Raw genomic sequence first — 21,959 nt, forward strand, 5'->3', positions numbered from 1 at the left:
GCAGGCATGGAACGTTCCCATGCCCGCAATGCCGCATGGGAAGGCGGCCTCAGACGCGGCCGGTGCGGCAGCTTTCGTAAAGGAACCACGCGCGGCGCTCGGTCTCGTCGATCCAGACCTCGATCAGGCTGGCGCTGGCGATATCGCCATATTCATCGCAAAGCGCGTGAACGGCGCGCATCTCGGCCACGAGCTGCTTGTTGTCGCCATGGAGTTCCGCCAGCATGTCCAGCGGATCGACATAGTCGGCATTGTTGTCGAGCAGGCGCTGGTGGCCGGAAATGTCGGAGATCGAACGGATCGTGGTGCCGCCCAGCTTGCGCGCGCGCTCGGCAATGGGGTCCGTCATCGCGAAGATCTGGTCGCCCTGCTCGTCGAGCAGAAGGTGATAATCGCGGAAATTGGGGCCGCTCATGTGCCAGTGGAAGTTCTTGGTCTTGAGATAGAGCGCAAAGACATCCGCCAGCAGTGCCTTGAGCCCGCCGGAGATATCGCGCGTCGCATCGGCGCCAAGGTCGGTGGGCGTACCCAGGCGGCGCTGGGCGGGTGTGACGAGGGTGTGCGTGTCGGACATGGGAGAGGCTCCTTCTGACGTGGCGGCGTCGGATGCCGCCATCCGGTCAGCCAGATAGGCCCTGCGCGCCGCCTGACCCAGCCACACCTAGGTATGGCCCGATGCCGGTATGGTACTGGCGGTATGGTCCGGTATCAGGCCAGCACCGCCTCGATCGCCGCCAGCAGCGCATCGGGGTCTATCGGCTTGGTGAGAAAGGCCGCCGCACCGCCAGCCTCTGCCTGCGCGCGCGCGGCGGGGGTGGGATAGGCGGTCATCAGGATCACCGGCTGCGTCCAGCCCTGCCGGGCCAGCTCGGACTGGAGTTCGAGCCCGGTCATCTCCGGCATGTGCAGGTCGGTGACCACGCAGGCGATCCGGGCGCGCAGGCCGCTTGCCAGCAGGCCAGCCGCGCGGTCGAAACCCAGGCCGACCATTCCCGCCGAACGCATCAGGCTGTCGAGGCTGCCCCGAACCCCGCTGTCGTCGTCGACGATGGCCACGATCGGGGGGGAGGCGGATGGATCGGGAAACGGGGCGACCAATGTTATCTCCGGCGTCTTCGGGCGGGGCCTTTCCCTCGCCCTGCTGGCCCCCCCTAGCCCAGTTGGCCCGGGGCGAGCACGCCCGCCATCATACTCAGGTGTTATAGCGATGGATGGATTCGTCCCGCACGCCCAGCATCTCGGCCATGCGCACCAGATCGGCGAGCGACTGCGCCGCCATCTTGCGCATCACGTTTCCGCGATGGATCTTCACCGTGATCTCGGACAGGTCGAGCCGGGCGGCAACCTGCTTGTTCATCAGCCCGGTCACCACCAGCGCCATGACTTCGCGTTCGCGCGGCGTCAGGCTCTCGTAGGTTCCCCGCAGGAGCGTGCGGCCCTCCAGTTCGGCGCGGCGTGCGCGGTCGGAATCCAGCGCCGCCCGGACTGCCTCCAGCAATTGCCCATCCTCGAAAGGCTTGGGCAGGAAATCTATCGCGCCAGCCCGCATGGCCCGGACGGTCATCGGGATGTCGCCGTGCCCGGTGATGAGGATCACCGGGATCGCCAGCCCCTCCGCCGCGAGCCGCTCCTGGAAATCGAGCCCGCTTTCGCCCGGCAGGCGGATGTCGAGCACGAGACAGCTCGCCACCTCGGGGCGGCGGGCTGCAAGGAACTGTGCCGTGGAGGCGAACAGCGCGACCTCGAACCCGCTTGCCCGCAGCAGGCTGCCGATGCTGCCGCGCACTTCGGCATCGTCGTCCAGCACGCAGACCAGCGCGGCAGTTTCGCTTCCGTTACCCGTCATGCCGGCACGATCTCCATTTCCATCCTCGCGGGAAGGCGCAAGCGGAACGTCGCGCCGCATTGCGCATTGTTGGCGGCGGTCAGCGTGCCGCCATGCTGTTCGGCGATGGAACGGCAGATCGCCAGCCCCATGCCCATGCCTTCACCCTTGGTGGTGAAGAACGGCCGGAACAGAGCTTCCGGATCGCCCTCGATCCCGGTGCCGCAATCGGCGATCTCGACCGTCACGCCGCCCTGCCCGTCCGGCGAGGCGCGAACCGCCAGCGCGCGCCGTTCGGGCGCAAGCGGCGCCATCGCCTGTTCCGCGTTGAGCATGAGGTTCATCAGCACCTGCTGCAACTGCACCCGGTCCCCCAGCAGCTCGGGCAGGCCCGGCGCTAGCACGATGTCGAGCGCGACGCCCTTGGCCTGGAAATCGCGCCGCAGCAGGGCCGCCGTCTCCTCCACGAGCAGAGGAAGCGCGATGCCTTCGCGCTTGGGATCGGCCTTGCGGGCGAGTTCGCGGATGCGGGCGATGACATCGGCGGCGCGGGTGCCGTTGCTCGTGATATGGTCGAGACAGTCGGATACTTCGGCGGCTGAGGGCGCCTCGCGCTCCAGCCAGCGCTTGCCAGAGCGGGCATATGTGATGATCGCCGAAAGCGGCTGGTTGACTTCATGCGCGATAGAGGCGGCAAGCTGGCCCAGCGTCGTCACCCGCGACATGTGTGTCAGCTCCGCCTGAGACTGGGCGAGCCGCGCCTGGGCGCGGTTGCGCTCGGTCACGTCGAGCGCCATGACCAGCACGCGCTTCCATCCGCCGTGATCGGGCGGCAGCGATACTTGCAGCAGCACGTCGATCACCTCGCCCGCGCGGGTGACGAAGCGGGTCTCCTCCTCGATCGATTCCGCGCCGTCCAGCAAGCCCGAATAGATGCGCGACAGGGACTCGAAAGCCGCCGCGGTCGCGAATTCGCCGATGGTGCCGCCGATCAGCTCGGCCCGGTCCGCCAGCCCGAACAGCCGCGCCGCGGCATGATTGGCGTTGCGCACGCGCGCGGAACCGAAGGCCATGTCGACCATGCCGTCTTCGATATCAGAGCCTTGCAGCGCGCCGAACAGGCGATAGGCGCCCGACCAGTCTGATTCCCATATCGGAAAGCCCGCCGCCGAGAAGATCGTGCGATAGCGGGCATCGGATCGTTCCCGCTCCGCCCCTTCGGCAAGCTGGCGCAGGAACAGGACGGTAGTGACCAGAAGCGCCACGAGGCTCACCGCAAGCCGCATCGCGGGCGAACCCATCGGCGCGCTCCAGTGCGAGACGCAGTAACCCGCGAATGCGAGCACCGCGCAGAACACCGCCGCGAACAGCACCAGTTCACGCGACTGGGTGCGGCCCACCAGCACCACCACCGTGGTATAGAGCACCGCGACCGCACCCTGGAACGGGCTCAGCACGTCAAGCGCAAAGATCCCCAGCGCCAGAAGAGCGGCCGATAACGCATAGATCTTGCTGACCAAACTTCTTGCCTCGGCATCGCCGTGCATCGCCGCCTCCTGCCAGGAACCGTACCGGGGCCTGACGGGGAACGTGCCGGGGAGTTTTCCGGGGCGCAACCACAACCTTCGGTTAGGTCCGCTCATGCCAGCGGGACGGCAAGGACCACGCGGGTACCGGGGCGGGCATCCTCCCAGACCAGCGCCGCGCCGATCCGCGCAGCCAGCATCGCGATCAGCCGGGCACCGAAACCGGCGGAAGGCAGCGCGCCGCCATGCCCCGCGCCGTCGTCCTCCACCGTCAGCCTCAGGGCATGGGGTCCTGCGAGGCTCAGGCCGATCCGCACCTCGCCGGGCGCTTGCGCGGCATAGGCGTACTTGCAGGCATTGAGCACGCATTCCGATGCGATGAGCCCCATCGCCGCCGCGAGCCGGGCGGGCACCAGAACAGCATCCGAACGGACCCGCAACCGCCGCCCGGCCGCCGCGTCGCAGCACCCCGCCTCGATCTGCCGCGCCAGCGTGCGGAGATAGCCGCCGATATCGACCACGGCCGAAGCCGCCCCAGCCCCAGCCCCTGCCCCTGCCCCTGCCTCTGCCGTCCGCGTAAGCTGGCGGTGGACCCCGGCGATCGCGCCGATCCGCCCCAGCATCCGGTCCAGTACAAGCCCGGCTGCAGGATCGGAAACCTCGCGCTTTTCCGCAGCGATCATCGCCATGAGAAGCTGGAGATTGTTGGCGATGCGGTGATCGCTTTCCTCGGCTGCCAGTGCGGCTTCCGGCCAGGCTTCCCCGCTTCCGGGCAGCGGCGCGGCATGGCGGGCAGGACCTTCCCGGTTCGGCGTGCGTTCAGCCATCGGCATCGGGTTTTCCTCCTGGGCTGGCCGCTCCGGCCGGTTGGGATGAGGACTTTTCGCCGCACGGCCCGCGTCTGGCCATCATACGCAGGTTTGGGGGCTTAGGCGGTTTGGGGCTTGGGTTCGGGCCCTTAAACCTGCGTATGATGGCGCGGGATGCCGCCCGGCCCGATAACCATCGGTACACGGCGGCGCAGCCCGTCCGACCATGTCCAGATTTCGCCTTGGAGACCGGCATGAGCACGATCGAAACCCGCGAATACCAGATGTTCCCCGTGCTCGCCCCCGCCGAGATCGCGCTTGCCCGCCGCTTCGCCAGCGGCCCGGAGCGGCGTTTCGAGCCGGGCGAGACCGTATATGCCATCGGCGACCGCGAAGCGCCGACCTGGCTCGTGGTCAAGGGTCAGATCGAGGTGCTGCGCCGCGACGGGCTCAATCTCGACGGTTCCGGGCGCGAGGTCCACCTTACCACGCACGGCCCCGGCCAGTTCACCGGAGAGATCAACCAGCTAGCGGGTCGTCCCTCGATCGCGGGCGGCCGGGCGGGCCCCGAAGGCTGCACCGCCCTGCCCATCGATGCCGCGCACTTGCGGGCACTGATGATCGGCTCGGCCGAACTGGGCGAGAAGGTCATGCGGGCGCTTATCCTGCGCCGTGTCGGCCTGATCGAGGAGGGCGGAGCGGGAACCATCCTGATCGGCGTGCCGGGCAGCCCGGACGTGGTGCGCCTGCAGGAATTCCTGCGCCGCAGCGGTTATCCTTTCCTCGTGCTCGACGTGAGCGCCGATGCCGAAGGCAAGGCCATGGTGGAGCGGCTGGGCGTGGCGCCCGCCGAATACCCGCTCGTCGTCTGTCCGACCGGGCCGCTGCTGCGGCGCCCCCGGAACGAGGAGCTGGCCGCCTGCCTGGGGCTCACCTCCCATATCGATCCCGAGACCGTCCATGACGTGGCCATCGTCGGCGCGGGGCCGGCCGGGCTGGCGGCGGCGGTCTATGCCGCGTCCGAGGGGCTGTCGGTGGTGGTGCTCGATGCGCGTTCGATGGGCGGGCAGGCAGGCGCCTCCGCCCGGATAGAGAATTACCTCGGCTTTCCCACCGGCATCTCCGGGCAGGCGCTGGCCGGGCGCGCCTTCAACCAAGCGCTCAAGTTCGGTGCCAAGATCGCCATCCCCGTCGCGGTGGAGAAGCTGGAACGCCGGGACGGACACTTGCAGCTCGCCCTTGCCGGGGCGCGAAAGGTGCAGGCGCGAACCGTGGTCATAGCTTCCGGCGCGAAATACCGCCGCCCCGCCATCGCCGGGCTGGAGCGTTACGAGGGTTCGGGCGTGTTCTACTGGGTTTCGCCGATCGAGGCGCGGCTCTGCGCCGGAGAGGAGGTCGCCCTGGTGGGCGGGGGCAATTCGGCCGGGCAGGCGGTGGTGTTCCTGGCCCCGCAGGTCAGGCGGCTTCACCTGATCGTCCGGCGGGAACTGGCCGAGACGATGTCCCGCTATCTGGTGGACCGCATTGCCGAACTGCCCAATGTCGAGGTCCATGTCGCCGCCGAAGTGGTGACGCTGGAGGGCGACGAGACGGGCCTGATGTCCGGCGTCGAAATAAGGCACAATGCCGACGGTTCGCTGCACCACCGGGCGCTGCGCCACCTGTTCCTGTTCATCGGCGCCGATCCCAATTCCGACTGGCTGCCCGGCGAGGTCGAAACCGACGGCAAGGGCTTCGTGCTGACCGGCCGGGGAGACCGGGGGGCGCAACCGCTCGAAACGGGAATGCCCGGCGTATTCGCCATCGGCGACGTGCGCGCCGGCTCCACCAAGCGCGTGGCTGCCGCGGTGGGTGAAGGCGCAGCGGTCGTGGCTCAGATCCATGCCACGTTCAGCCAGGAACTTGCTGAAAAGACGGAGAAAGCATCATGACCGGCTGTTCGCATAGCATGACGATCAACACCGTGACGCCAAGCGCGAAAGGCTGCGAGGAATGTCTGCGGATCGGCAGTCCCTGGGTTCACTTGCGGCTGTGCCGAAGCTGCGGACACGTCGGCTGCTGCGACGATTCTCCGCACCGCCATGCCCGCGCCCATTTCCACGAAACGCATCACCCGATCATCGAGGGCTACGATCCACCCGAAGGCTGGGGCTGGTGCTATGTCGACGATATCGAAATCGACCTGCCCGACCAGACACCGCAATGGGGCCCGATACCGCGCTTCTATTAGAAACGCGGTATCGGAACGGTGCTTATCCTCCCCCGAAGCGCCGTTCCGCCTCAGCCGGGCAGTGGAGGCGATATCCCTCCCCCGACCCTCGCAGCCGCTGCCCGGCGCTTCTTCGTCATATCCGGCGTCTCGCCCGATCAGGCGACCTTGAACTGCGAGGCATGGGCGGTCAGCCGGTCCACCTCGTCGGTCAGGCTGCGGGCTGCGGCGGAGGCCTGCTCCACCATGGCCGCGTTCTGCTGCGTGGCGATATTCATGGCGCCGATGGCGGCGGTAATCTCGCTGACCGACGTGGCGGAAGCGCGGTTGCCGGCCGCCATCCCGCCCAGGAGCTGATGGACCTGGCCGACATCGCCCGCGATATTCTCGAAGGCGCCGTCCACCCGTTCCACCGCGCCCACGGCGGTAACGATCTCCGCCTGGGTAACGGTAAGTTGCTCGCGCGCGCTGCGGGCCTCTTCCTCGGAACGCATGGCCAGCGCCGAGACGAGATCGGCCACGACCGCGAAACCGCGCCCTGCCTCCCCGGCACGGCCCGCCTCGACGGCGGCATTCATGGCAAGGACGCGGGTCTGGAAGGCGATCTTGTCGAGCCCTTCGATGACGCTGTCGATGTTGGTGGCGCTTTCGGCCACGCGGCGCATCGCGCCCACCGCTTCGGCGGCAACGTCACGGCCACCGCCGACCGTGGCGATCGCCTCGTCCGCGCGGGCAACGGTCTGGCTTGCGGCATTGGCGCCCGCCTTGAGCCGATTGTCGATTTCGGCCAGCGCGGCAGAACTCTGTTCGAGGCTGGCTGCGCTGGCCTCGGTCCGGCGGGCGAGATCCTCGGAAGCCTGCGCGATCTCGAACGAGCCGCCCCGGATCGCCGCCGTGCTGGCGCTGGCCGCGCCGATCAGGCCGCGCAGTTCCGAAAGCGCGGCATTGTAGTTGCGGCGCAGCTCCTCGTAGCCGTCGGGGAAGGCGCGGGCGATTTCCGCGGTGAGATCGCCCGAGGAAAGCTCCGCAAGGCTCGAAGCCAGCGTCTGGACGACCTGGCGCTGCTGCGCGTCCGCCGCTTCCTTGGCAATCGCCGCATCGCGGAACACCACGAGGGCGCGGGCGATCCCGCCGATCTCGTCAGGCCGGTCCGTTCCGGTGATTTCGATGTCGAGCTGGCCTTCCGCCAGATGTCCCATCGCCGCTTCCGCCGTTTCGAGCGGCGCGAAGAGCTTGCGCGCACCGCGCATGTAGCCGGCGGCCGCCAGCGCGGTCACCAGGACGGCAACCAGCAGGATATTCCAGCCCAGGCTGTTCACATGGGCATAGAATTCGTCGGCGGACACGCCCACGAACAGGATGCCGATCACTTTGCCGGACCGGTCCTTGATCGGATCGTAGGCCGCGAAATAGCGCTTGCCGAGGATTTCGGTCTCACCGCGATAGGGCTTGCCGGCGTCCAGCACCTCGTCGTGCACCGGACCTGCGGCCAGACGGCTGCCAAGCGCGCGGCCGCCCTGCTCGTTCAGGACATTGGTGGCGACGCGCGTGTCGCCCATGAAGATCGTGGCGGTGCCGCCGACCAGTTCCTTCATGCGGTCCACCGCGGCGTTGTTGTCGTTAAGCACGACCTCGCCGGCGTAGAGCCGGCCTTCGCGCAGGCTGTTGTCCAGCCCGTTCTGGCGGAGCACGGACCAGGCCACGCGCATGTTGGTATCCAGCCGTTCGGTGCCTTGCTCGCGCGCGCTGCTCACGAGCAGGAACCGGGTGCCGAGGAAGATCGCGGCCGACAGCAGGACAAGCGCGGCGACGGCCATCAGGGTAACCTTGGCCGAAAGATGTTGTCTGTTCAGGAATTCACGAAAACGTGTCATGACGAATTCTCTGCTGGGGGGAAGAAGAGAGCGGACATCGCATTCGAATGGAGCTGATCTTCCACGCGAAACCGCGATTGCAATCGTTATAGGACGGCTGTCCGGCTTCAGGACTCCAGCCCGCCATTTTCCGCCGAAAATGCGTTTGAACCGGCCCCGGCATCAATTCGGAAACATGAATCTTTTGTAACCTGGCCTCCACGCGGGCTCCATGCCCGCCGGGTTAGAAAGGCCGTGCGGTCCGGGAACCGTTTGTGACATTCGCACCCTCGTCATTGCCTCTGGTTCCCGGCCCGCACCCCCAAATACCAAATACTCCGGGCGGCGCCCCCCGCGCCGCCCGGATCTTTGCGAGAAACGCAGTGGCAGCACCCGTCTTCTTCGATCCCACCGGCAACCGGCGCGTCCGGGTTCGCCGCATGGGTCTTTTCCTGTTGCTCGTGGCTCTCGCGGCCTGCGCGATCTTCGCGACGACCGTTGCCAGCGTTCCCGCCCCGCCGCCGCTGCCGATCGCCTACGAGCACGCCTCGCCGCTGCCGTTCCGCGCGCAGATCGGGCACCTGACCCGCCGCGCCCGCAAGTTCCTGTTCGGAAAGGCCACCGTGCCGGCGCCCACGCCGGGCGCTAAGCCGATCACCGTCGGCTTCTACACGCCGTGGAGCGACGACAGCGCCACCTCGCTCGAGCGCCATATCGACCGGCTGGACTGGGTCGCCCCGGCCACGCTCTCGGTCGACGGGACCGGCGCGCTCAAGATCGAGGACGACGCCCGCCTCGCGCATATCCTCGCCACCGCGCTGCACCGCCCGCTGGTGGTTCCCGTGCTGCAGAACACCCTCGACGGCGAGTGGCAGGGCGATGCCGCCGCCGCCCAGCTCGCCTCGCCCAGCCGCCGCCATGCACTGGAAGCGCAGGTTTCCGCCTATCTCGACAAGACCGGCTACGCCGGCGTCATGGTCGACTTCGAGACCATGCCCGCCGCCAGCCTGCCGAACCTGCGCCTGTTCCTTGGCGAACTGCGGGCGCAGCTGGCGCCCCGGCACCGCATCGTCTCCGTCACCATGCCGATCGACAATCCCGAATGGTCGCCCCGCGCCTTCGCGCAAGTTGCCGACCGGCTGGTGCTGATGGCCTATGACGAACACTGGCAAGGCGGCACCCCCGGCCCGATCGCCTCCAACCCGTGGTTCGCGCAGAAAGTCGCCCATGCACTGGCCGGGCTGCAGCGCGGCAAGGCGATCATCGCGCTGGGCGAGTACGCCTATAACTGGCACGACGGCAAGGCGGACAGCATGACCGTCGAGGAAGCGTGGCTCGACGCGCACGACAGCACCACCGCGCCCCAGTTCGACGCGATGAGCGGCAATGCCGGCTATTCCTACGACGATGCCCAAAGCGACGGGGATCACCGCCACGACGTCTGGATGCTCGACGCCGCCGCGACGTGGAGCCAGATGAAGATCCTCTCGCGCCTCGGCGTGGGCGACATCGCGCTCTGGCGGCTCGGCTCGGAGGACCCAGGGTTCTGGAACACCGTGAAGGCGTGGCGCACGCACAGCCTGCCCAACCTCGCTCACCTCGTGCAGGCCGCCAATGTCGATGTGGAAGGCCAGGGCGAGATCCTCGACGTGACCGCCACCCCGCAGGACGGCAGCCGTGCCGTCACCTTCGACAAGACCACCGGGATGGTCTCCTCGGAGCGCTATGTCCGGCTTCCCACGCCCTATGTCGTCCACCGCACCGGCGCGCTGCCCAGGAAGCTCGCGCTGACGTTCGACGATGGCCCGGACCCGACCTGGACCCCGCGCATCCTCTCGATCCTGGAACAGTACCACGTTCCCGGCACCTTCTTCATGGTGGGCGAGAACGCGCTGACCAATCGCGACCTCGTCAAGCGCATCGCCGACGATGGCGACGAGATCGGCAATCACAGCTACACGCACCCCAACATGGCCGAGGAAGCCGCCACCGGGATCGGCCTCGAACTCAACGCCACGCAGCGCCTGATCGAGGCCACCACCGGCCATTCGATCCGCCTGTTCCGCGCGCCCTATTTCGGGGATGCCGAGCCGACCACGGCAGACGAACTCGTCCCCGCCGCCATCGCGCGCCAGCACGGCTATACCGTCGTCGGCCTGCACGTCGATCCGGACGACTGGAAGCGCCCCGGCGTCCAGCACATCATCGACAGCACCATCCAGCAGGTGGAATCGGCCTCGCCCGACCGCTCGGAGAACGTGATCCTGCTGCACGACGGCGGCGGCGACCGTTCGCAGACCGTGGCGGCGCTTCCCGTCATCATCGAGCGCCTGAAGCAGGACGGCTACACGTTCGTCCCCGTCTCGACGCTCGCCGGTCTCTCGCACGACGCGGTGATGCCCAAGGTGGACGGCGTGGACCTCTTCGCCGTGCGCGCCGACGTGGCCCTGTTCGGGGCGCTGGCGGCCATTCTCGTGGCGCTGAACTGGACCTTCTTCTTCGCGATCTCGCTCGGCGTGCTGCGTTCCGTCGGCCTCGCCTCGCTGGCCAGCCTGCTGCGCCGCCCGCAGCCGATAGACGCGCCGGAAGACACCTGCGCGCCGCTCGTCACCGTGATCATCCCCGCCTACAACGAGGAGCGCGTGATCGAATCCTCGATCCGGCGCGTGCTCGAAAGCGACTACCGGCAGCTCCAGATCATCGTCGCCGACGACGGATCGAAGGACCGCACCAGCGCCATCGTTGCCGAAGCCTTTGCCGGCGATGCCCATGTCGAACTGCTCACCCTCGTCAACGGCGGCAAGGCGGCCGCGCTCAACCGCGCGCTCAGGGATGCGCGCGGCAGCGTGATCGTGGCGCTCGACGCCGATACCCAGTTCGAACGCGAGACGATCTCGCGCCTCGTGCGCTGGTTCGCCGATCCCGCCATCGGCGCGGTGGCGGGCAATGCCAAGGTCGGCAACCGCGTCAATCTCGTCACCCGCTGGCAGGGCGTGGAATACGTCACCGCGCAGAACCTCGAAAGGCGCGCGCTGACCCGGCTCGATGCGATCATGGTCGTGCCGGGCGCTGTCGGCGCGTGGCGGCGCGAGGCGCTGGACGATGTCGGCGGCTATCCGGAAGACACCCTGGCCGAGGACCAGGACCTCACCATCGCTATCCAGCGCAAGGGCTGGAAGATCGCCTACGACGAGGACGCCGTGGCATGGACCGAAGCGCCGGAAAGCTTCAAGGCCCTGTCAAGACAGCGTTTCCGCTGGTCTTTCGGGACGCTCCAGTGCCTGTGGAAGCATCGCGGCACGCTCAGGAAGGGCCGTCCCTCCGGCCTCGCCTTCATCGGCATGCCGCAGGCCTGGCTGTTCCAGATCGTCTTCGCGGTGATCTCGCCGGCGATCGACCTCGCCCTGCTGATCTCGATCGCCGGCACCGCCCTTCGCGTTTCCCAGCACGGCTGGGCCCAGACCCAGACCGACGTGCTGCGCATGGGCGCCTACTGGCTGGCCTTCACGCTGGTGGACCTCGCCTGCGGCTGGATCGCCTATCGCCTCGACACCCGCCGCGAACGGTTCCGCCCGCTGCTGCTGCTGGCCCAGCGCTTCGTCTATCGCCAGCTCATGTACAGCGTGGTGATCCGCGCGGTGGGTGCGGCATTCGCGGGCAAGGGCATCGGCTGGGGCAAGCTGGAACGGACCGGCCGCGTCAACGCCAGCCCTGCGGCAACCACCGCTTCGCCTGCGGTGGCAGCGCAGCCGGAACTGGAAGCGGTGCCGTAAATCCCTGCCTGACGCCGCGTTGGGAAACAGGCCCGTCAGCCGGCGGAAGGATCGGTGGGTTACCGGCTGTCCGCCGTCACTCCCTGGCCCCCAGCAACAGCCGCACTTCAAGCCCGCCCCCCGGCGCATCGGCCAGTTCGACGCGGCCGTCGTGCAGTTTCGCCACCGCTTCCACCAGCGCAAGGCCGAGGCCCGATCCCGCCACGGAGCGGGTGGGATCGAGGCGGCCGAAGCGCTGGAGCGCGGCCTCGCGCTGAGCTTCGGGAATGCCCGGCCCATCGTCGCGAACGCCGAGCACCACCTGCCCCTCGGACTTGCCCGCGAACAGCGTGATCGCGCTGCCGCCGCCGGCGTACTTCACCGCATTGTCGATGAGATTGCCCAGCGCCTGCCCCATCAGTTCGCGGTGGAGCAGCACCGAAAGGCCCTCCGGCGCCTCGGCGGCGAGCGTGAAACCCTCCTCCTCGGCATAAGGTTCGTAAAGCGCGGCGAGGTCTTCCAGGAAGCCGCCAAGTGCCGCTTCCTCGAACCGTTCGCGGCCTATCCCTGCTTCCGCGCGGCCGATCTGAAGCGCGGTGGCAAGGATGCGCGTCAGCGTATCGGCCTCGGCCAGCGCGCGGTTCATCGCCGCCTCTGCCGCGGGATCGCTTGCCTCCAGCGCGGCCTGTTCCAGCGCCGAGCGCAGCCGGGTGACGGGTGAGCGCAAGTCGTGCGCCAGCCCTTCCGCCACCACGCGCAGTTCGCCCACCAGCGTCTCGATCCGCGCCAGCATCGCGTTGATCTCTCCCGCCAGTTCGTCGAAAGCATCGCCCGAACCGTCGAGCGCGACCCGCGCGTCGAAAGCGCCGCTGCCCACCCGGTGCGCGGTCTGCGCCATGTCGTGGACGCGCTGGCCCACCAGCCGCGAGGTCAGCACCGCCACCAGCATCGCCAGCGGCAGGGCAAGGAACAACGCCGCCACCAGCGCCTGCTCGAAACTGTGCTGGAGCTTGAGGTCGCGCCCGATCTCGATCCCGGCCAGCAGGGTGGCCCCATCCGGCAGCCGCGTCTCGGACAAGGCCATGTGCTGGGGCTGGGTGCTGTCGCTGCGGTAGAGCACCGTCTCGAACAGGCCGCCCGCAGCGGGATCGGGCGGCGGGAGCGCCGAGAGGTTTCCGGCAAGGCTGCGGCCCTGCGCATCGGCAAGGAGAAGCACCGGCGCGCGGCGTCCTTCGCTGCCCAGCCTCCGTTCGATATTGGCTGCCAGCGCCGTGACGCCGCCGTCCTGGTAAGTGTCCAGCAGGTCGTCGCGCAGTTCCTCGACCAGCGCCTGCTGTTCGTCGCGCACGCTCTGCTGCCCCGCGATCCACACGAACGACAGCACGCCCCCGGTCGCAACGAGCTGGAAGAGGACCACCGGAACGAACAGCCGGAAGGTGGTGGAGCGCAGGAACGGCCGCAGGCGCTTGCCCAGCCGCGCCCTCAAGCGGCGGTACCCAGCCGGTAGCCCGCCCCGCGCACGGTGTGCAGCAGCGGCGCGGCCCCCGCCTCGTCGAGCTTGCGGCGCAGGCGGCTGACATGGACGTCGATGACATTGGTGCCGGGATCGAAATGATAATCCCACACCGCCTCCAGCAGCATGGTGCGCGTGACCACTTCGTCGACATGGCGCAGGAAATATTCGAGCAGGCGGAATTCGCGTGGCTGCAGGTCCACCGCGCGGCTGCCGCGCTTCACTTTGCGCGCCAGCAGGTCCATCTCGAGGTCGCCGCAGGCCAGCCGCGTCTCCACCGCCGCCTGCCCGGCGCCCCGCTTGACCAGCAGCCGCACCCGGGCGAGCAGCTCGGCGAAGGCGAAGGGCTTGGTGAGATAATCGTCGGCCCCCGATGTCAGCCCGGCCACCCTGTCCTCGGTCGATCCCAGCGCCGAAAGCACGATCACCGGCGTTTCTATGCCGCCCGCGCGCAAGGCGCCAAGCACGGACATGCCGTCCATCTGTGGGATCATCCGGTCCAGCACGATGGCATCGTAAGTGCCGTCGCTCGCAAGGAACAGCGCATCGCGCCCGTTGCCCGCCCGGTCCACCACGAAGCCTTCCTCCGCCATACCCTTGGCGATGTACGTGGCCGTGGCATCGTCATCCTCGACGACCAGCAGCTTGTGACCCATGTTCTCGTCCGGCCCCTTCACGCCTCGTGGATCACGTCCTGACCGTCACGGAGCCTTGCGGCCCTGCTCGCCGGCGAGGTCGATCATCCGAACCGCGCCCTGACGCACCACTTTGAGATGCATAGGGCGTGGACCCTGCGCAGACAACTCTTCCGCCAGCGCCTGAAGGGATTCGGTATGCTGGCCGTCCGCGCTCTCGATCCAGTCACCCACGGTGAGCCCTGCGCGCTCGGCGTTGCCGCGTGCGCGAACGCTGGTGACGACGAGGCCCGGCTGCGGGCCGGGAACCGGGTCCGCGGTGAAATCCAGCACCCGCCGCCAGGCCTCGCCCGGCTGCGCCACCGGACCGTGCGGCATGGTGTGCCCGAGCAGGCCGAAATGCCGCTGCGCCCAGATATCCCCCCAGGTAAGCGCGCCCGTCACCGCGAGCAGCGCGCCCAGCATCGGCAGCAGGTTTATGATCCGGCTCCTGTTCCCGCTCGTCTCGGTCATGCGCAATGGTCCTGCGAGCAGGCGTTCGGCCGGGGAGAAGGGGGCGAAATGGGCATGCCTTGGAACGGTCCTCGATGCCAGTTCGCGACTGGCCGCAGTCTGCACCCTTGCCCGGCACTATCGCAGCAGCGCTGCGCGAAGTCACATTAAGGAAAGTCCATGTTTGCTCCACCCTGCGGCAAGGTCTGCAGGCGCAGACCGGCACCATGACCAGGGTAGCAACACGCAGGCGCCGGCGCTGGATCGGGCCGCTCATCACGGGAATCGTCGTTTTCGCGGTGCTTCTCGGCGCCGTGTTCGGATGGCTCGGCGCCTGGAACGCGAGCCCCTTCACCGATCTGCCCGGTAAGACAGGGGCAGGGTCAGGCGCGCGCGCGCAGGGCTATGCCGCCGTCGTCCTGTCGGGCGACATGGGCCCGCGTACCGGGCTCGGCGGTGAAATCGCCGAGCGCCTCGCAAGCCATGGCGTCGCTACCGTCGCCGTCAATTCGCTCAACTACTTCAAGGTGCGCCGCACGCCAGAGCAGGTCACGGCCCTGCTGTCGGACGCGATCCGGCGGGCCATGGCGCTGGGCCATGTCGGCCGCGTGGTCGTGCTGGGCCAGTCGTTCGGGTCGGACATGGTCCATGTCGGCCTCGAACACCTCTCGCCCGACATGCGCCGCCATGTCGCGCTGGTCGTGCTGACGGTGCCCACGCAAACGGTGTTCCTGCGCGTCTCGCCGCTGGAATGGCTCGACCGTACCCCGCCCGATGCCCCCGCCATCGCCAGCGCCCGCAAGCTCGACTGGCTGCCGGTGGTGTGCATCCATGGCCAGGATGAGGCCGACAGCCTCTGCCCCCTGCTTCACCTGCCGCGGCTGACGCAGATCGTCCTGCCCGGCGACCATTATCTCAACAAGGATGCCGACCGGCTGTTCGGGGTGATTCATCAGGCGATCGCCCGCCTCGTGCCTTCCGGTCCGGAGACTGCCCGATGATCCGAGTTCCCTTTCCCCTGCGCTTCCTCCTCCCGGTACTGGGCATCGCCCTCGCCGCGACCGCCCCGGCCCAGCCGTCGAACGCGCCCAGCCCTTATGGACGCTGGCTCAATCCGCACGGCGACGTGGAGGTTTCGGTGGCGCCCTGCGGGGCCATGCTTTGCGGCACCGTCACCTGGGTCGGCGGGCAGGCGCTGGCGGATGCCGCCGATGCGGGCGTGCCCCATCTGGTCGGCACCCAGCTCCTGCGCGACTATCATCCCGAAGGCAGCGGCGCCTGGCAGGGCGAGGTCTATGTGCCCGACATGGGCGAAAGCTTCTTCTCCCGCATTCACCAGAGCGATCCCGCGCACCTGAAGATCAGCGGCTGCATCCTGCACGGCCTGCTCTGCAAGTCGCAGACATGGACGCGCCGGCCGTGAACGCGCACCTCAAGTCGCTGGCAGCGCGGCTGGCGGTTCCCGCCCAGCTCGCCGTCGCCGCGCTGGTGCTCGGCCTTGCTGCGCTCTGCCTGCACCGGCTGGCCACATCGCTGGACATTCACGCCGTGCTGCGGACCGCGCGGGCGATCCCCGGCTGGCGGCTGGCGGCGGCGTTCGCGCTCACGGCCGGCAGCTACCTGCTGCTCACGGCCTACGATGTCATGGCCCTGCGCACGATCGGCCGCCCCCTGCCCTACCGCACGGCCGCGCTCGCCTCCTTCACCAGCTACACGCTGAGCCACAATCTCGGCTTCGGCATCCTTACCGGCGCAGCCGCGCGCCTGCGCATCTACGGTGCGAAAGGCCTCGGCACCGGCGAAGTCGCCCGCGTGACCGCCATCGCCGGGGTGACCTTCTGGACCGGCGTCTTCGCCTCGGCCTCGCTGGCGCTGCTGGTCCACCGCCGTCCGCTTGCCGTCGCCGGGCACGTCGTCTCGATGGGCGCGCAGCACGCGGCAGGCGCGGGCCTGCTGGCGCTGCTGGTGGGCGCCACGCTGATGGCGCGGCGCTGGCACCTGCCCCGCCCTGCCGCCATTGCCCGCATGACGCTGGTCGCCCTGGCCGACATCGCCGCCGCCTGCGGCACGCTCTACGTCTTGCTTCCGCACCTCGCCATCGCGCTCTATCCGCCGCTGCTGCTAGCCTATGTCCTGGCCATCGTCGTCGCGCTGGTGAGCCACGTTCCCGGCGGCCTCGGCGTGTTCGAGGCAACCGTAGTCGCGCTCTGCCCGCAAATCCCGCCCGGAGAACTGCTCGCAGCGCTGCTGGTCTACCGCATCGTCTATTACCTGCTGCCGCTGGCGCTCGCCCTCGTGCTGCTGGTCCGGCACGAACATGCGCGCTGGCGCCGTCCGGCAGCCCTTGCCGCGCGCGCGGCGGAGACCATGATCGTCGGCCTCGCGCCGCGCGTGATTGCGCTGCTGGTGTTCTTCGGCGGAGCGATCCTGCTGCTGTCCGGCACGACCCCGGCGCTGCCCGAACGCATGGCGGCGATCCGGGGCGTGGTGCCGCTGCCTTTCGTCGAAGCCTCCCAGATCGCCGCCAGCCTCGTGGGAACCACGCTGCTGCTGCTCGCCCCCGCGCTCTACCGACGGCTCGACGCGGCTTTCCTGCTGACCCGCGCCCTGCTGCTGGCCGGGGCCTGCTTTTCGCTGGCGAAAGGCCTCGACTATGAAGAGGCGCTCACCCTGCTGGCGGTAGCGGGCGTTCTGCAACTGGCGCGCAAGGGTTTCTGGCGGCGGACCGCGCTCACCACCGACGTGATGAGCGTGAACTGGATCATGGCTATGGTCGCCACGATCGCGCTGATGATCGTGATCGGCTACTTCACCCAGACCTTCCCCGCCTATCGCAGCAGCCTCTGGTGGAAGTTCGCATGGTCGGGCGATGCCTCGCGCTACATGCGCACGAGTTTCGCGGTGGCGGTGCTGACCGGCGCTTTCGTGCTGCTGGCGTTCCTGCGCCCGTCCCGCCACGCGGTCCAGCCCGGAGACGCCCCGGTCGACGTGGCGCAGGCGCTGACCCATGCGGTGCGCAGCGAGGCGATGCTGGCGCTGACCGGGGACAAGCTGTTCCTTGCCGGACCCGACAGCCGCAGCATGCTGATGTATCAGGTGCAGGGCCATTCCTGGATCGTCATGGGAGACCCGGTGGGCGATCCGTCCGACTGGCCCGAACTGCTCTGGCGCCTGCGTGAGCGCGCCGACGCCAACCAGGGCCGCGTCCTGCTCTATCAGGTGACCCCCGCCGTGCTGCCGATCGCCATCGACATGGGCCTGCAACTGATGAAGTACGGCGAGGAGGCCCGTGTGCCGCTGGCCGAATTCGGGCTGGACGGCCCCGCCGCCCGCCCGCTGCGCCACGCCATGCGCCGCGCCGAGCGCGAAGGCGCGGAATTCGCCATCGTCCCGGCCGCCCGCACCGGCGCGATCATGGGCGAACTGCGCGCCGTTTCCGACGCCTGGCTGCACGCCAAGGGCCAGCGCGAGAAAGCCTTCAGCGTCGGCCGTTTCGAGGCGGACTACATCGCCCGCTGCGACATCGCCGTGGTCCGCTGCGAGGGGCGGATCGTCGCTTTCGCCAATCTCTGGAAGACGGCGGGCCGCGAGGAGCTTTCGGTGGATCTCATGCGGCACTGCGCCGAAGTGCCTTACGGCTGCATGGACTTTTTGTTCACCCGGCTCATGCTCTGGGGGCGGCAGGAAGGCTATCAGTGGTTCAATCTCGGCCTTGCCCCGCTCTCCGGTATCGAGGCACGGCGGCTCGCCCCGACATGGGCGCGCGCTGCGGGGATGCTGTTCCGCCACGGGGAAGCCTTCTACGGGTTCGAGGGCCTGCGTAACTACAAGGAAAAGTTCTGCCCGGTGTGGGAGCCGCGCTTCATCGCCTGCAACGGCGGCATGGCGACCGGCCGCGCGCTGCTCGATCTCCAGTCCCTGATCGCCGATGGCAAGGGCAGCGCGGCGCGTCAGCAGGCGCGGCTCCGCCTTCGCGATGCGGAAAGGCTTCAATTGGCCTGAGCGAAGCGCTCCCTGCGGTTCAGGCTGAACTCGATCGGCACGGACACGTCGAGTTCGTCGGGCCGGTCGCGCGGGATTTCCGGCAGGGGCTCCGCGCGCCGCACCATGCGAAGCGCTTCGGCATCGAGCGCGGCAAAGCCCGAGCGGCCCACCACTTGCGCGGAAAGCACTTCGCCTTTCCGGTTCATCCGGAAGCGGAGCTGCACCACGCCCTGCTGCCGGCGGCTGAGCGCATCGGCAGGATAGCGGCGCATCTCCTCGATCCGGGCGAGCAGCAGGCCCTCGAAAGTGGTGTCGCCCTTGCGCGGCTGCGGGGGAGGCGGCACGTCCACCGCATCGACAGCCATCCGCACCGGCTCGAACGTCAGCGCGGCGGGCGCGAATTCCACCGGCGGCGCCAGCACGAGCCGGGGCAAGGGCGCCGCCATGGCCGGGGCGACCGGCAATGTGCGGGCCGGAACCGGGGGCTCCCGGCTTTCCTTGGGCCGCGAGGGATGAAGAATGCGCACCGGCGCGGCCGGCAGGGCCTTGAGCCGCACGACCGTGACAGGCGGCGAAGGCGGCTGAACCGGGGCCGGGCCAAGGCGCCACTGCATGAACAGCACCGCCCCCAGCAGAACATGGAACCCGGCTGCCATCGCGGCGGCCATGCACTTCCTGGTAACCGAGACCTGATCTGCGACGCGAGCCATGCCGCGCCTTATACGCTAATGCGAATTATTCGAAACACTTGCCGGTTCGGGAAGAAATCTCCGGCGTTCAGGACGCCGCATCGGTGAGATAGGCGCCGGGCTTGATGTCCCGCATGGCCAATGTCGTGTTGAAGTGCCGCACGCCGGGGAGTCTTCGCAGCCGGTGGCGCAGGAATTGGTCCAGTTCCGGCACCCCGCCGGTCATGACGTGCAGCAGATAGTCGAAATCGCCCACCGTCGCGTGGCATGCCAGGATCGCGGGCTGATCGAGCACGGCGCGTTCGAATGCCTCGTGATGGTCGAACTCGATGGAAACATGGACGAAGGCGCTGGTGGAAAGCCCGATCGCGGCCGGATCGATCGTGGCCCGATACCCGGTGATGACACCCGCCTTCTCCATCGCCTGCACGCGTTTCCAGCTTGGCGTCTTCGACAGTCCCGCCGTTTCGCCCAGGCTGGCGAAACTGAGCCGGGCATCACGCTCAAGCGCTTCGAGCAGGCGGGTGTCGAGGGCATCGAGGACCAGCGGCTTTCGCATCGGAACGTTCGTTCTCCAAAACCTGCTATATGTTACCATACGTTCCGGTGACTACCGGAAATGCCACGATATTTGGGCCAATGTCCCGGAACCGCAGTGCTAAACGTCCTCTCACACAAAGGATTGGGAGGCAATATGGAACGCCGCAAGGTCTACGAACTGCTCGAAGCGCCCGCGACGCTGGACTACGAGCTCTATCTCGACACCGAACGCCTGCTGTCCTGCCAGAAGCCCTTCGACGAGCTGTGCAACCGGGACGAACTCCAGTTCCAGATCGTCCATCAGGTCGAGGAGCTCTGGATGAAACTCATGGCCTATACCATCGTTGAGGTGGACGAGTATCTTCGCGCCGGGCACGCTCTGCGCGTCACCACCCTGCTCGCCCGCTGTCATCGGCTCCTGCGGATGATGATCGACCAGCTCGACGTCCTGGAAACCATGTCGCCCAAGGAGTACCAGCAGATCCGGCTTCAGCTTGGCAATGGAAGCGGCCAGGAATCGCCCGGTTTCCGCGTGCTCCTGCGCATCATTCCCGATCTTTGGCAAAGCTTCGAGGCGACCTATCTCACCGCCGCCGGCCGCACCGTGCGCGACGTCTACGACCATGGCTACGCGCATGACGAAGCCTATGTCGTTGCCGAGGCGCTGATCGAGCTGGACGAACTGTTCGGCAAATTCCGCTGGCATCACCTGTTCCTCATCCACCGCTCCATCGGCATGGGCTCCGCTTCGCTGAAGGGCCGCTCGGTCGACCTGCTCCAGGCGGGCGCGAAGCACCGCTTCTTCCCCGCGCTGTGGGACGTCCGGGTCGAGATGACGGACGAATGGGGCCACGATTATGGACGCGTGCGCGAAAGCATCGCCGAAGCCGGAGCCCACTGACCCTCATGCGCGACCTGTTCCACCTTCCCTCCGGCGGCCCCTATCTGCTCAGCCACTCGGTAGGCTGCCTGCCCCGCCGCGCCCGCGCCGCGCTGGAGACAGGCTACCTCGAACCCTGGCAGCAGACGGGCGGCGCCGCCTGGGGGCCATGGCTGGAGACGATCGAGGGCTTTCGCGCCGCACTGGCCGCGCTGATCGGTGCCGACACCGCCGAGGTCGCCCCGCAGCAGAGCGTATCGGCCGCGCTGTTCTCCTTCCTTTCGGGCCTCCGGGCGGTCGGCGGGCGGAACCGCATCCTGATGTCGGAACAGGCCTTCCCCACGGTCGGCTTCGTCGCTGCGGGGCTGGAACGACTGGGTTTCGAGACCGCGTTCATCCCCGCCGCACGCTCGCCGGGCGACGCGGCGAACTGGGAGAGCCACATCGACGGCAGCGTCGCCGCCGTCGTCGCCATGCATGTCCACTCCAACACCGGGGTGGTTTCGCCGCTCGCCGAAATTGCGGCGCTGGCACGCCATCATGGCGCGATCTCGGTCGTCGATGCCGCACAGTCTGCCGGAATCCTGCCGATCACGCCTCGCGAATGGGGGGTCGACGCGGTGATCGGGTCGAGCGTGAAATGGCTCTGCGGCGGACCGGGCGCAGCATGGCTCTGGCTCCGCCGCGAACTGGCAAGCGTGATCGAGCCGCTGGATCTCGGCTGGTTCGGCCACGAAGACCCCTACGCCTTCGATATCCGGCATTTTCGCCATGCCGCCGATGCCCGCCGCTTCCAGGGCGGCAGCCCGTCCATCGCGCCATTCGCCCTCGCCCGCGCCGGGATCGAGACGATCCTGGAGATCGGGCAGGACGAGATCCTGCGCGGCAATCGCGCCTGCATCGCCGCCTTTGCGGAAGCCGTGGGCCGCCCGGTCGACATGACGGATCGCGGCGGCACGCTGTGCCTCGCGTTCGATGATCCGGCCGCGATCGCCTCGGCGCTGAGCGCGCAGGGCTTTCATTTCGACATGCGCGGCAAGTGCCTGCGCACCTCGTTCCACGCCTGGAACAGCCCGGAAGAAGCCGCCCTGCTCGGCCGGACGATCGCAGACACGAGGCTGGCGTTCCGCGCCGCGGCCTGACCGCCGCCGCATGTCCTTGGGGATCGGAAGGCCCGCCCGGCTTTTCGTGACCCGGCAGGAATGCTAGTCGGTGCCTCCTGAAAGCGCGATCCCGCCGGATGCGGGACATA

The 21,959-nt window shown here is 68.3% G+C and carries 19 protein-coding genes; 8 read left to right on the top strand and 11 right to left on the bottom strand.

All coding sequences use genetic code 11. From position 1 onward, the window contains the following. Nucleotides 1–49: 49 nt before the first annotated feature. From ACXJ16_RS20190 to ACXJ16_RS20210, 5 genes are all read right to left on the bottom strand, one after another. Nucleotides 50–574, bottom strand: a complete 525-nt coding sequence (locus ACXJ16_RS20190) for a Dps family protein (protein ID WP_463923157.1) — start codon at nucleotides 572–574, stop codon at nucleotides 50–52. A gap of 134 nt (nucleotides 575–708) precedes the next feature. Beyond that, nucleotides 709–1,056 carry a response regulator transcription factor gene (locus ACXJ16_RS20195; protein ID WP_292636096.1) on the bottom strand — a complete coding sequence of 116 codons (348 nt, stop codon included), beginning with the start codon at nucleotides 1,054–1,056 and terminating at the stop codon, nucleotides 709–711. A gap of 136 nt (nucleotides 1,057–1,192) precedes the next feature. Continuing rightward, on the bottom strand, nucleotides 1,193–1,846 hold the full coding sequence (locus tag ACXJ16_RS20200; RefSeq protein WP_185999743.1) for a response regulator transcription factor: 654 nt from the start codon (nucleotides 1,844–1,846) through the stop codon (nucleotides 1,193–1,195). Continuing rightward, nucleotides 1,843–3,372, bottom strand: coding sequence for a sensor histidine kinase (locus ACXJ16_RS20205; protein WP_463923158.1), 1,530 nt, complete (start codon nucleotides 3,370–3,372; stop codon nucleotides 1,843–1,845). The genes ACXJ16_RS20200 and ACXJ16_RS20205 overlap by 4 nt, the downstream gene beginning before the upstream one ends. A 92-nt stretch (nucleotides 3,373–3,464) precedes the next feature. Beyond that, nucleotides 3,465–4,184, bottom strand: coding sequence for a sensor histidine kinase (locus ACXJ16_RS20210; RefSeq protein WP_463923159.1), 720 nt, complete (start codon nucleotides 4,182–4,184; stop codon nucleotides 3,465–3,467). A 230-nt stretch (nucleotides 4,185–4,414) separates the two neighbouring features. On the opposite strand from ACXJ16_RS20210, the gene ACXJ16_RS20215 reads away from it, so the two are divergent. Together ACXJ16_RS20215 and ACXJ16_RS20220 are read left to right on the top strand one after the other, a co-directional pair. Beyond that, nucleotides 4,415–6,091 carry an FAD-dependent oxidoreductase gene (locus ACXJ16_RS20215; protein WP_463923160.1) on the top strand — a complete coding sequence of 559 codons (1,677 nt, stop codon included), beginning with the start codon at nucleotides 4,415–4,417 and terminating at the stop codon, nucleotides 6,089–6,091. Beyond that, nucleotides 6,088–6,390 (top strand): UBP-type zinc finger domain-containing protein, encoded by a 303-nt coding sequence (locus tag ACXJ16_RS20220; RefSeq protein ID WP_463923161.1) that lies wholly within the window; start codon nucleotides 6,088–6,090, stop codon nucleotides 6,388–6,390. Before ACXJ16_RS20215 ends, ACXJ16_RS20220 begins: the two co-directional genes overlap by 4 nt. 137 nt (nucleotides 6,391–6,527) lie before the next feature. Here the strand turns inward: ACXJ16_RS20220 and ACXJ16_RS20225 are convergent, their stop codons facing one another. Further along, nucleotides 6,528–8,243, bottom strand: a complete 1,716-nt coding sequence (locus tag ACXJ16_RS20225; protein ID WP_243692789.1) for a methyl-accepting chemotaxis protein — start codon at nucleotides 8,241–8,243, stop codon at nucleotides 6,528–6,530. A gap of 362 nt (nucleotides 8,244–8,605) precedes the next feature. Between ACXJ16_RS20225 and ACXJ16_RS20230 the strand changes: the two genes are divergently transcribed. Continuing rightward, nucleotides 8,606–11,995: a trifunctional glycoside hydrolase family 18/polysaccharide deacetylase/glycosyltransferase family 2 protein gene (locus ACXJ16_RS20230; RefSeq protein WP_463923162.1), complete on the top strand. Its 3,390-nt coding sequence runs from the start codon at nucleotides 8,606–8,608 to the stop codon at nucleotides 11,993–11,995. 76 nt (nucleotides 11,996–12,071) lie between these two features. On the opposite strand, the gene ACXJ16_RS20235 is transcribed toward ACXJ16_RS20230, so the two are convergent. From ACXJ16_RS20235 to ACXJ16_RS20245, 3 genes are read right to left on the bottom strand one after another with little or no spacing between them, the layout of a single operon-like run. Beyond that, nucleotides 12,072–13,460: a sensor histidine kinase gene (locus tag ACXJ16_RS20235; protein WP_454798212.1), complete on the bottom strand. Its 1,389-nt coding sequence runs from the start codon at nucleotides 13,458–13,460 to the stop codon at nucleotides 12,072–12,074. Beyond that, a complete protein-coding gene (locus ACXJ16_RS20240; protein ID WP_463923302.1) occupies nucleotides 13,457–14,143 on the bottom strand; it encodes a winged helix-turn-helix domain-containing protein in 687 nt (228 codons plus the stop codon). The genes ACXJ16_RS20235 and ACXJ16_RS20240 overlap by 4 nt, the downstream gene beginning before the upstream one ends. A 45-nt stretch (nucleotides 14,144–14,188) precedes the next feature. Then, on the bottom strand, nucleotides 14,189–14,635 hold the full coding sequence (locus tag ACXJ16_RS20245) for a PDZ domain-containing protein (protein ID WP_132470213.1): 447 nt from the start codon (nucleotides 14,633–14,635) through the stop codon (nucleotides 14,189–14,191). Nucleotides 14,636–14,841: 206 nt separating this feature from the next. On the opposite strand from ACXJ16_RS20245, the gene ACXJ16_RS20250 reads away from it, so the two are divergent. From ACXJ16_RS20250 to mprF, 3 genes are read left to right on the top strand one after another with little or no spacing between them, the layout of a single operon-like run. Continuing rightward, the gene (locus tag ACXJ16_RS20250; RefSeq protein ID WP_463923163.1) at nucleotides 14,842–15,615 is read left to right on the top strand and encodes an AcvB/VirJ family lysyl-phosphatidylglycerol hydrolase; all 774 of its coding nucleotides are present in this window, start codon (nucleotides 14,842–14,844) and stop codon (nucleotides 15,613–15,615) included. Beyond that, a complete protein-coding gene (locus ACXJ16_RS20255) occupies nucleotides 15,612–16,037 on the top strand; it encodes a DUF2147 domain-containing protein (RefSeq protein ID WP_132469542.1) in 426 nt (141 codons plus the stop codon). The genes ACXJ16_RS20250 and ACXJ16_RS20255 overlap by 4 nt, the downstream gene beginning before the upstream one ends. Further along, nucleotides 16,019–18,616 (top strand): bifunctional lysylphosphatidylglycerol flippase/synthetase MprF, encoded by a 2,598-nt coding sequence (mprF, locus tag ACXJ16_RS20260; RefSeq protein ID WP_132469543.1) that lies wholly within the window; start codon nucleotides 16,019–16,021, stop codon nucleotides 18,614–18,616. The genes ACXJ16_RS20255 and mprF overlap by 19 nt, the downstream gene beginning before the upstream one ends. Here the strand turns inward: mprF and ACXJ16_RS20265 are convergent. Beyond that, nucleotides 18,604–19,308: an energy transducer TonB gene (locus tag ACXJ16_RS20265; RefSeq protein ID WP_463923164.1), complete on the bottom strand. Its 705-nt coding sequence runs from the start codon at nucleotides 19,306–19,308 to the stop codon at nucleotides 18,604–18,606. The genes mprF and ACXJ16_RS20265 overlap by 13 nt on opposite strands. 67 nt (nucleotides 19,309–19,375) lie before the next feature. After that, nucleotides 19,376–19,846, bottom strand: coding sequence for an Lrp/AsnC family transcriptional regulator (locus ACXJ16_RS20270; protein ID WP_185999751.1), 471 nt, complete (start codon nucleotides 19,844–19,846; stop codon nucleotides 19,376–19,378). Between the two features lie 135 nt (nucleotides 19,847–19,981). On the opposite strand from ACXJ16_RS20270, the gene ACXJ16_RS20275 reads away from it, so the two are divergent. Both ACXJ16_RS20275 and ACXJ16_RS20280 read left to right on the top strand, forming a co-directional pair. Then, a complete protein-coding gene (locus tag ACXJ16_RS20275; protein ID WP_463923165.1) occupies nucleotides 19,982–20,728 on the top strand; it encodes a tryptophan 2,3-dioxygenase family protein in 747 nt (248 codons plus the stop codon). A 5-nt stretch (nucleotides 20,729–20,733) separates the two neighbouring features. Continuing rightward, nucleotides 20,734–21,849, top strand: a complete 1,116-nt coding sequence (locus ACXJ16_RS20280) for an aminotransferase class V-fold PLP-dependent enzyme (protein ID WP_463923166.1) — start codon at nucleotides 20,734–20,736, stop codon at nucleotides 21,847–21,849. Nucleotides 21,850–21,959: the final 110 nt, after the last annotated feature.

Source organism: Novosphingobium sp. TK71 (assembly GCF_055361505.1).

Excerpts from the sequence above, each read along its gene's own strand:
- ACXJ16_RS20190 (WP_463923157.1), bottom strand. The coding sequence starts at position 574 with ATGTCCGACACGCACACCCTCGTCACACCCGCCCAGCGCCGCCTGGGT.
- ACXJ16_RS20200 (WP_185999743.1), bottom strand. The coding sequence starts at position 1,846 with ATGACGGGTAACGGAAGCGAAACTGCCGCGCTGGTCTGCGTGCTGGAC.
- ACXJ16_RS20205 (WP_463923158.1), bottom strand. The coding sequence starts at position 3,372 with ATGCACGGCGATGCCGAGGCAAGAAGTTTGGTCAGCAAGATCTATGCG.
- ACXJ16_RS20210 (WP_463923159.1), bottom strand. The coding sequence starts at position 4,184 with ATGCCGATGGCTGAACGCACGCCGAACCGGGAAGGTCCTGCCCGCCAT.
- ACXJ16_RS20215 (WP_463923160.1), top strand. The coding sequence starts at position 4,415 with ATGAGCACGATCGAAACCCGCGAATACCAGATGTTCCCCGTGCTCGCC.
- ACXJ16_RS20220 (WP_463923161.1), top strand. The coding sequence starts at position 6,088 with ATGACCGGCTGTTCGCATAGCATGACGATCAACACCGTGACGCCAAGC.
- ACXJ16_RS20225 (WP_243692789.1), bottom strand. The coding sequence starts at position 8,243 with ATGACACGTTTTCGTGAATTCCTGAACAGACAACATCTTTCGGCCAAG.
- ACXJ16_RS20240 (WP_463923302.1), bottom strand. The coding sequence starts at position 14,143 with ATGGGTCACAAGCTGCTGGTCGTCGAGGATGACGATGCCACGGCCACG.
- ACXJ16_RS20245 (WP_132470213.1), bottom strand. The coding sequence starts at position 14,635 with ATGACCGAGACGAGCGGGAACAGGAGCCGGATCATAAACCTGCTGCCG.
- ACXJ16_RS20250 (WP_463923163.1), top strand. The coding sequence starts at position 14,842 with ATGACCAGGGTAGCAACACGCAGGCGCCGGCGCTGGATCGGGCCGCTC.
- ACXJ16_RS20255 (WP_132469542.1), top strand. The coding sequence starts at position 15,612 with ATGATCCGAGTTCCCTTTCCCCTGCGCTTCCTCCTCCCGGTACTGGGC.
- mprF (WP_132469543.1), top strand. The coding sequence starts at position 16,019 with ATGGACGCGCCGGCCGTGAACGCGCACCTCAAGTCGCTGGCAGCGCGG.
- ACXJ16_RS20265 (WP_463923164.1), bottom strand. The coding sequence starts at position 19,308 with ATGGCTCGCGTCGCAGATCAGGTCTCGGTTACCAGGAAGTGCATGGCC.
- ACXJ16_RS20270 (WP_185999751.1), bottom strand. The coding sequence starts at position 19,846 with ATGCGAAAGCCGCTGGTCCTCGATGCCCTCGACACCCGCCTGCTCGAA.
- ACXJ16_RS20275 (WP_463923165.1), top strand. The coding sequence starts at position 19,982 with ATGGAACGCCGCAAGGTCTACGAACTGCTCGAAGCGCCCGCGACGCTG.
- ACXJ16_RS20280 (WP_463923166.1), top strand. The coding sequence starts at position 20,734 with ATGCGCGACCTGTTCCACCTTCCCTCCGGCGGCCCCTATCTGCTCAGC.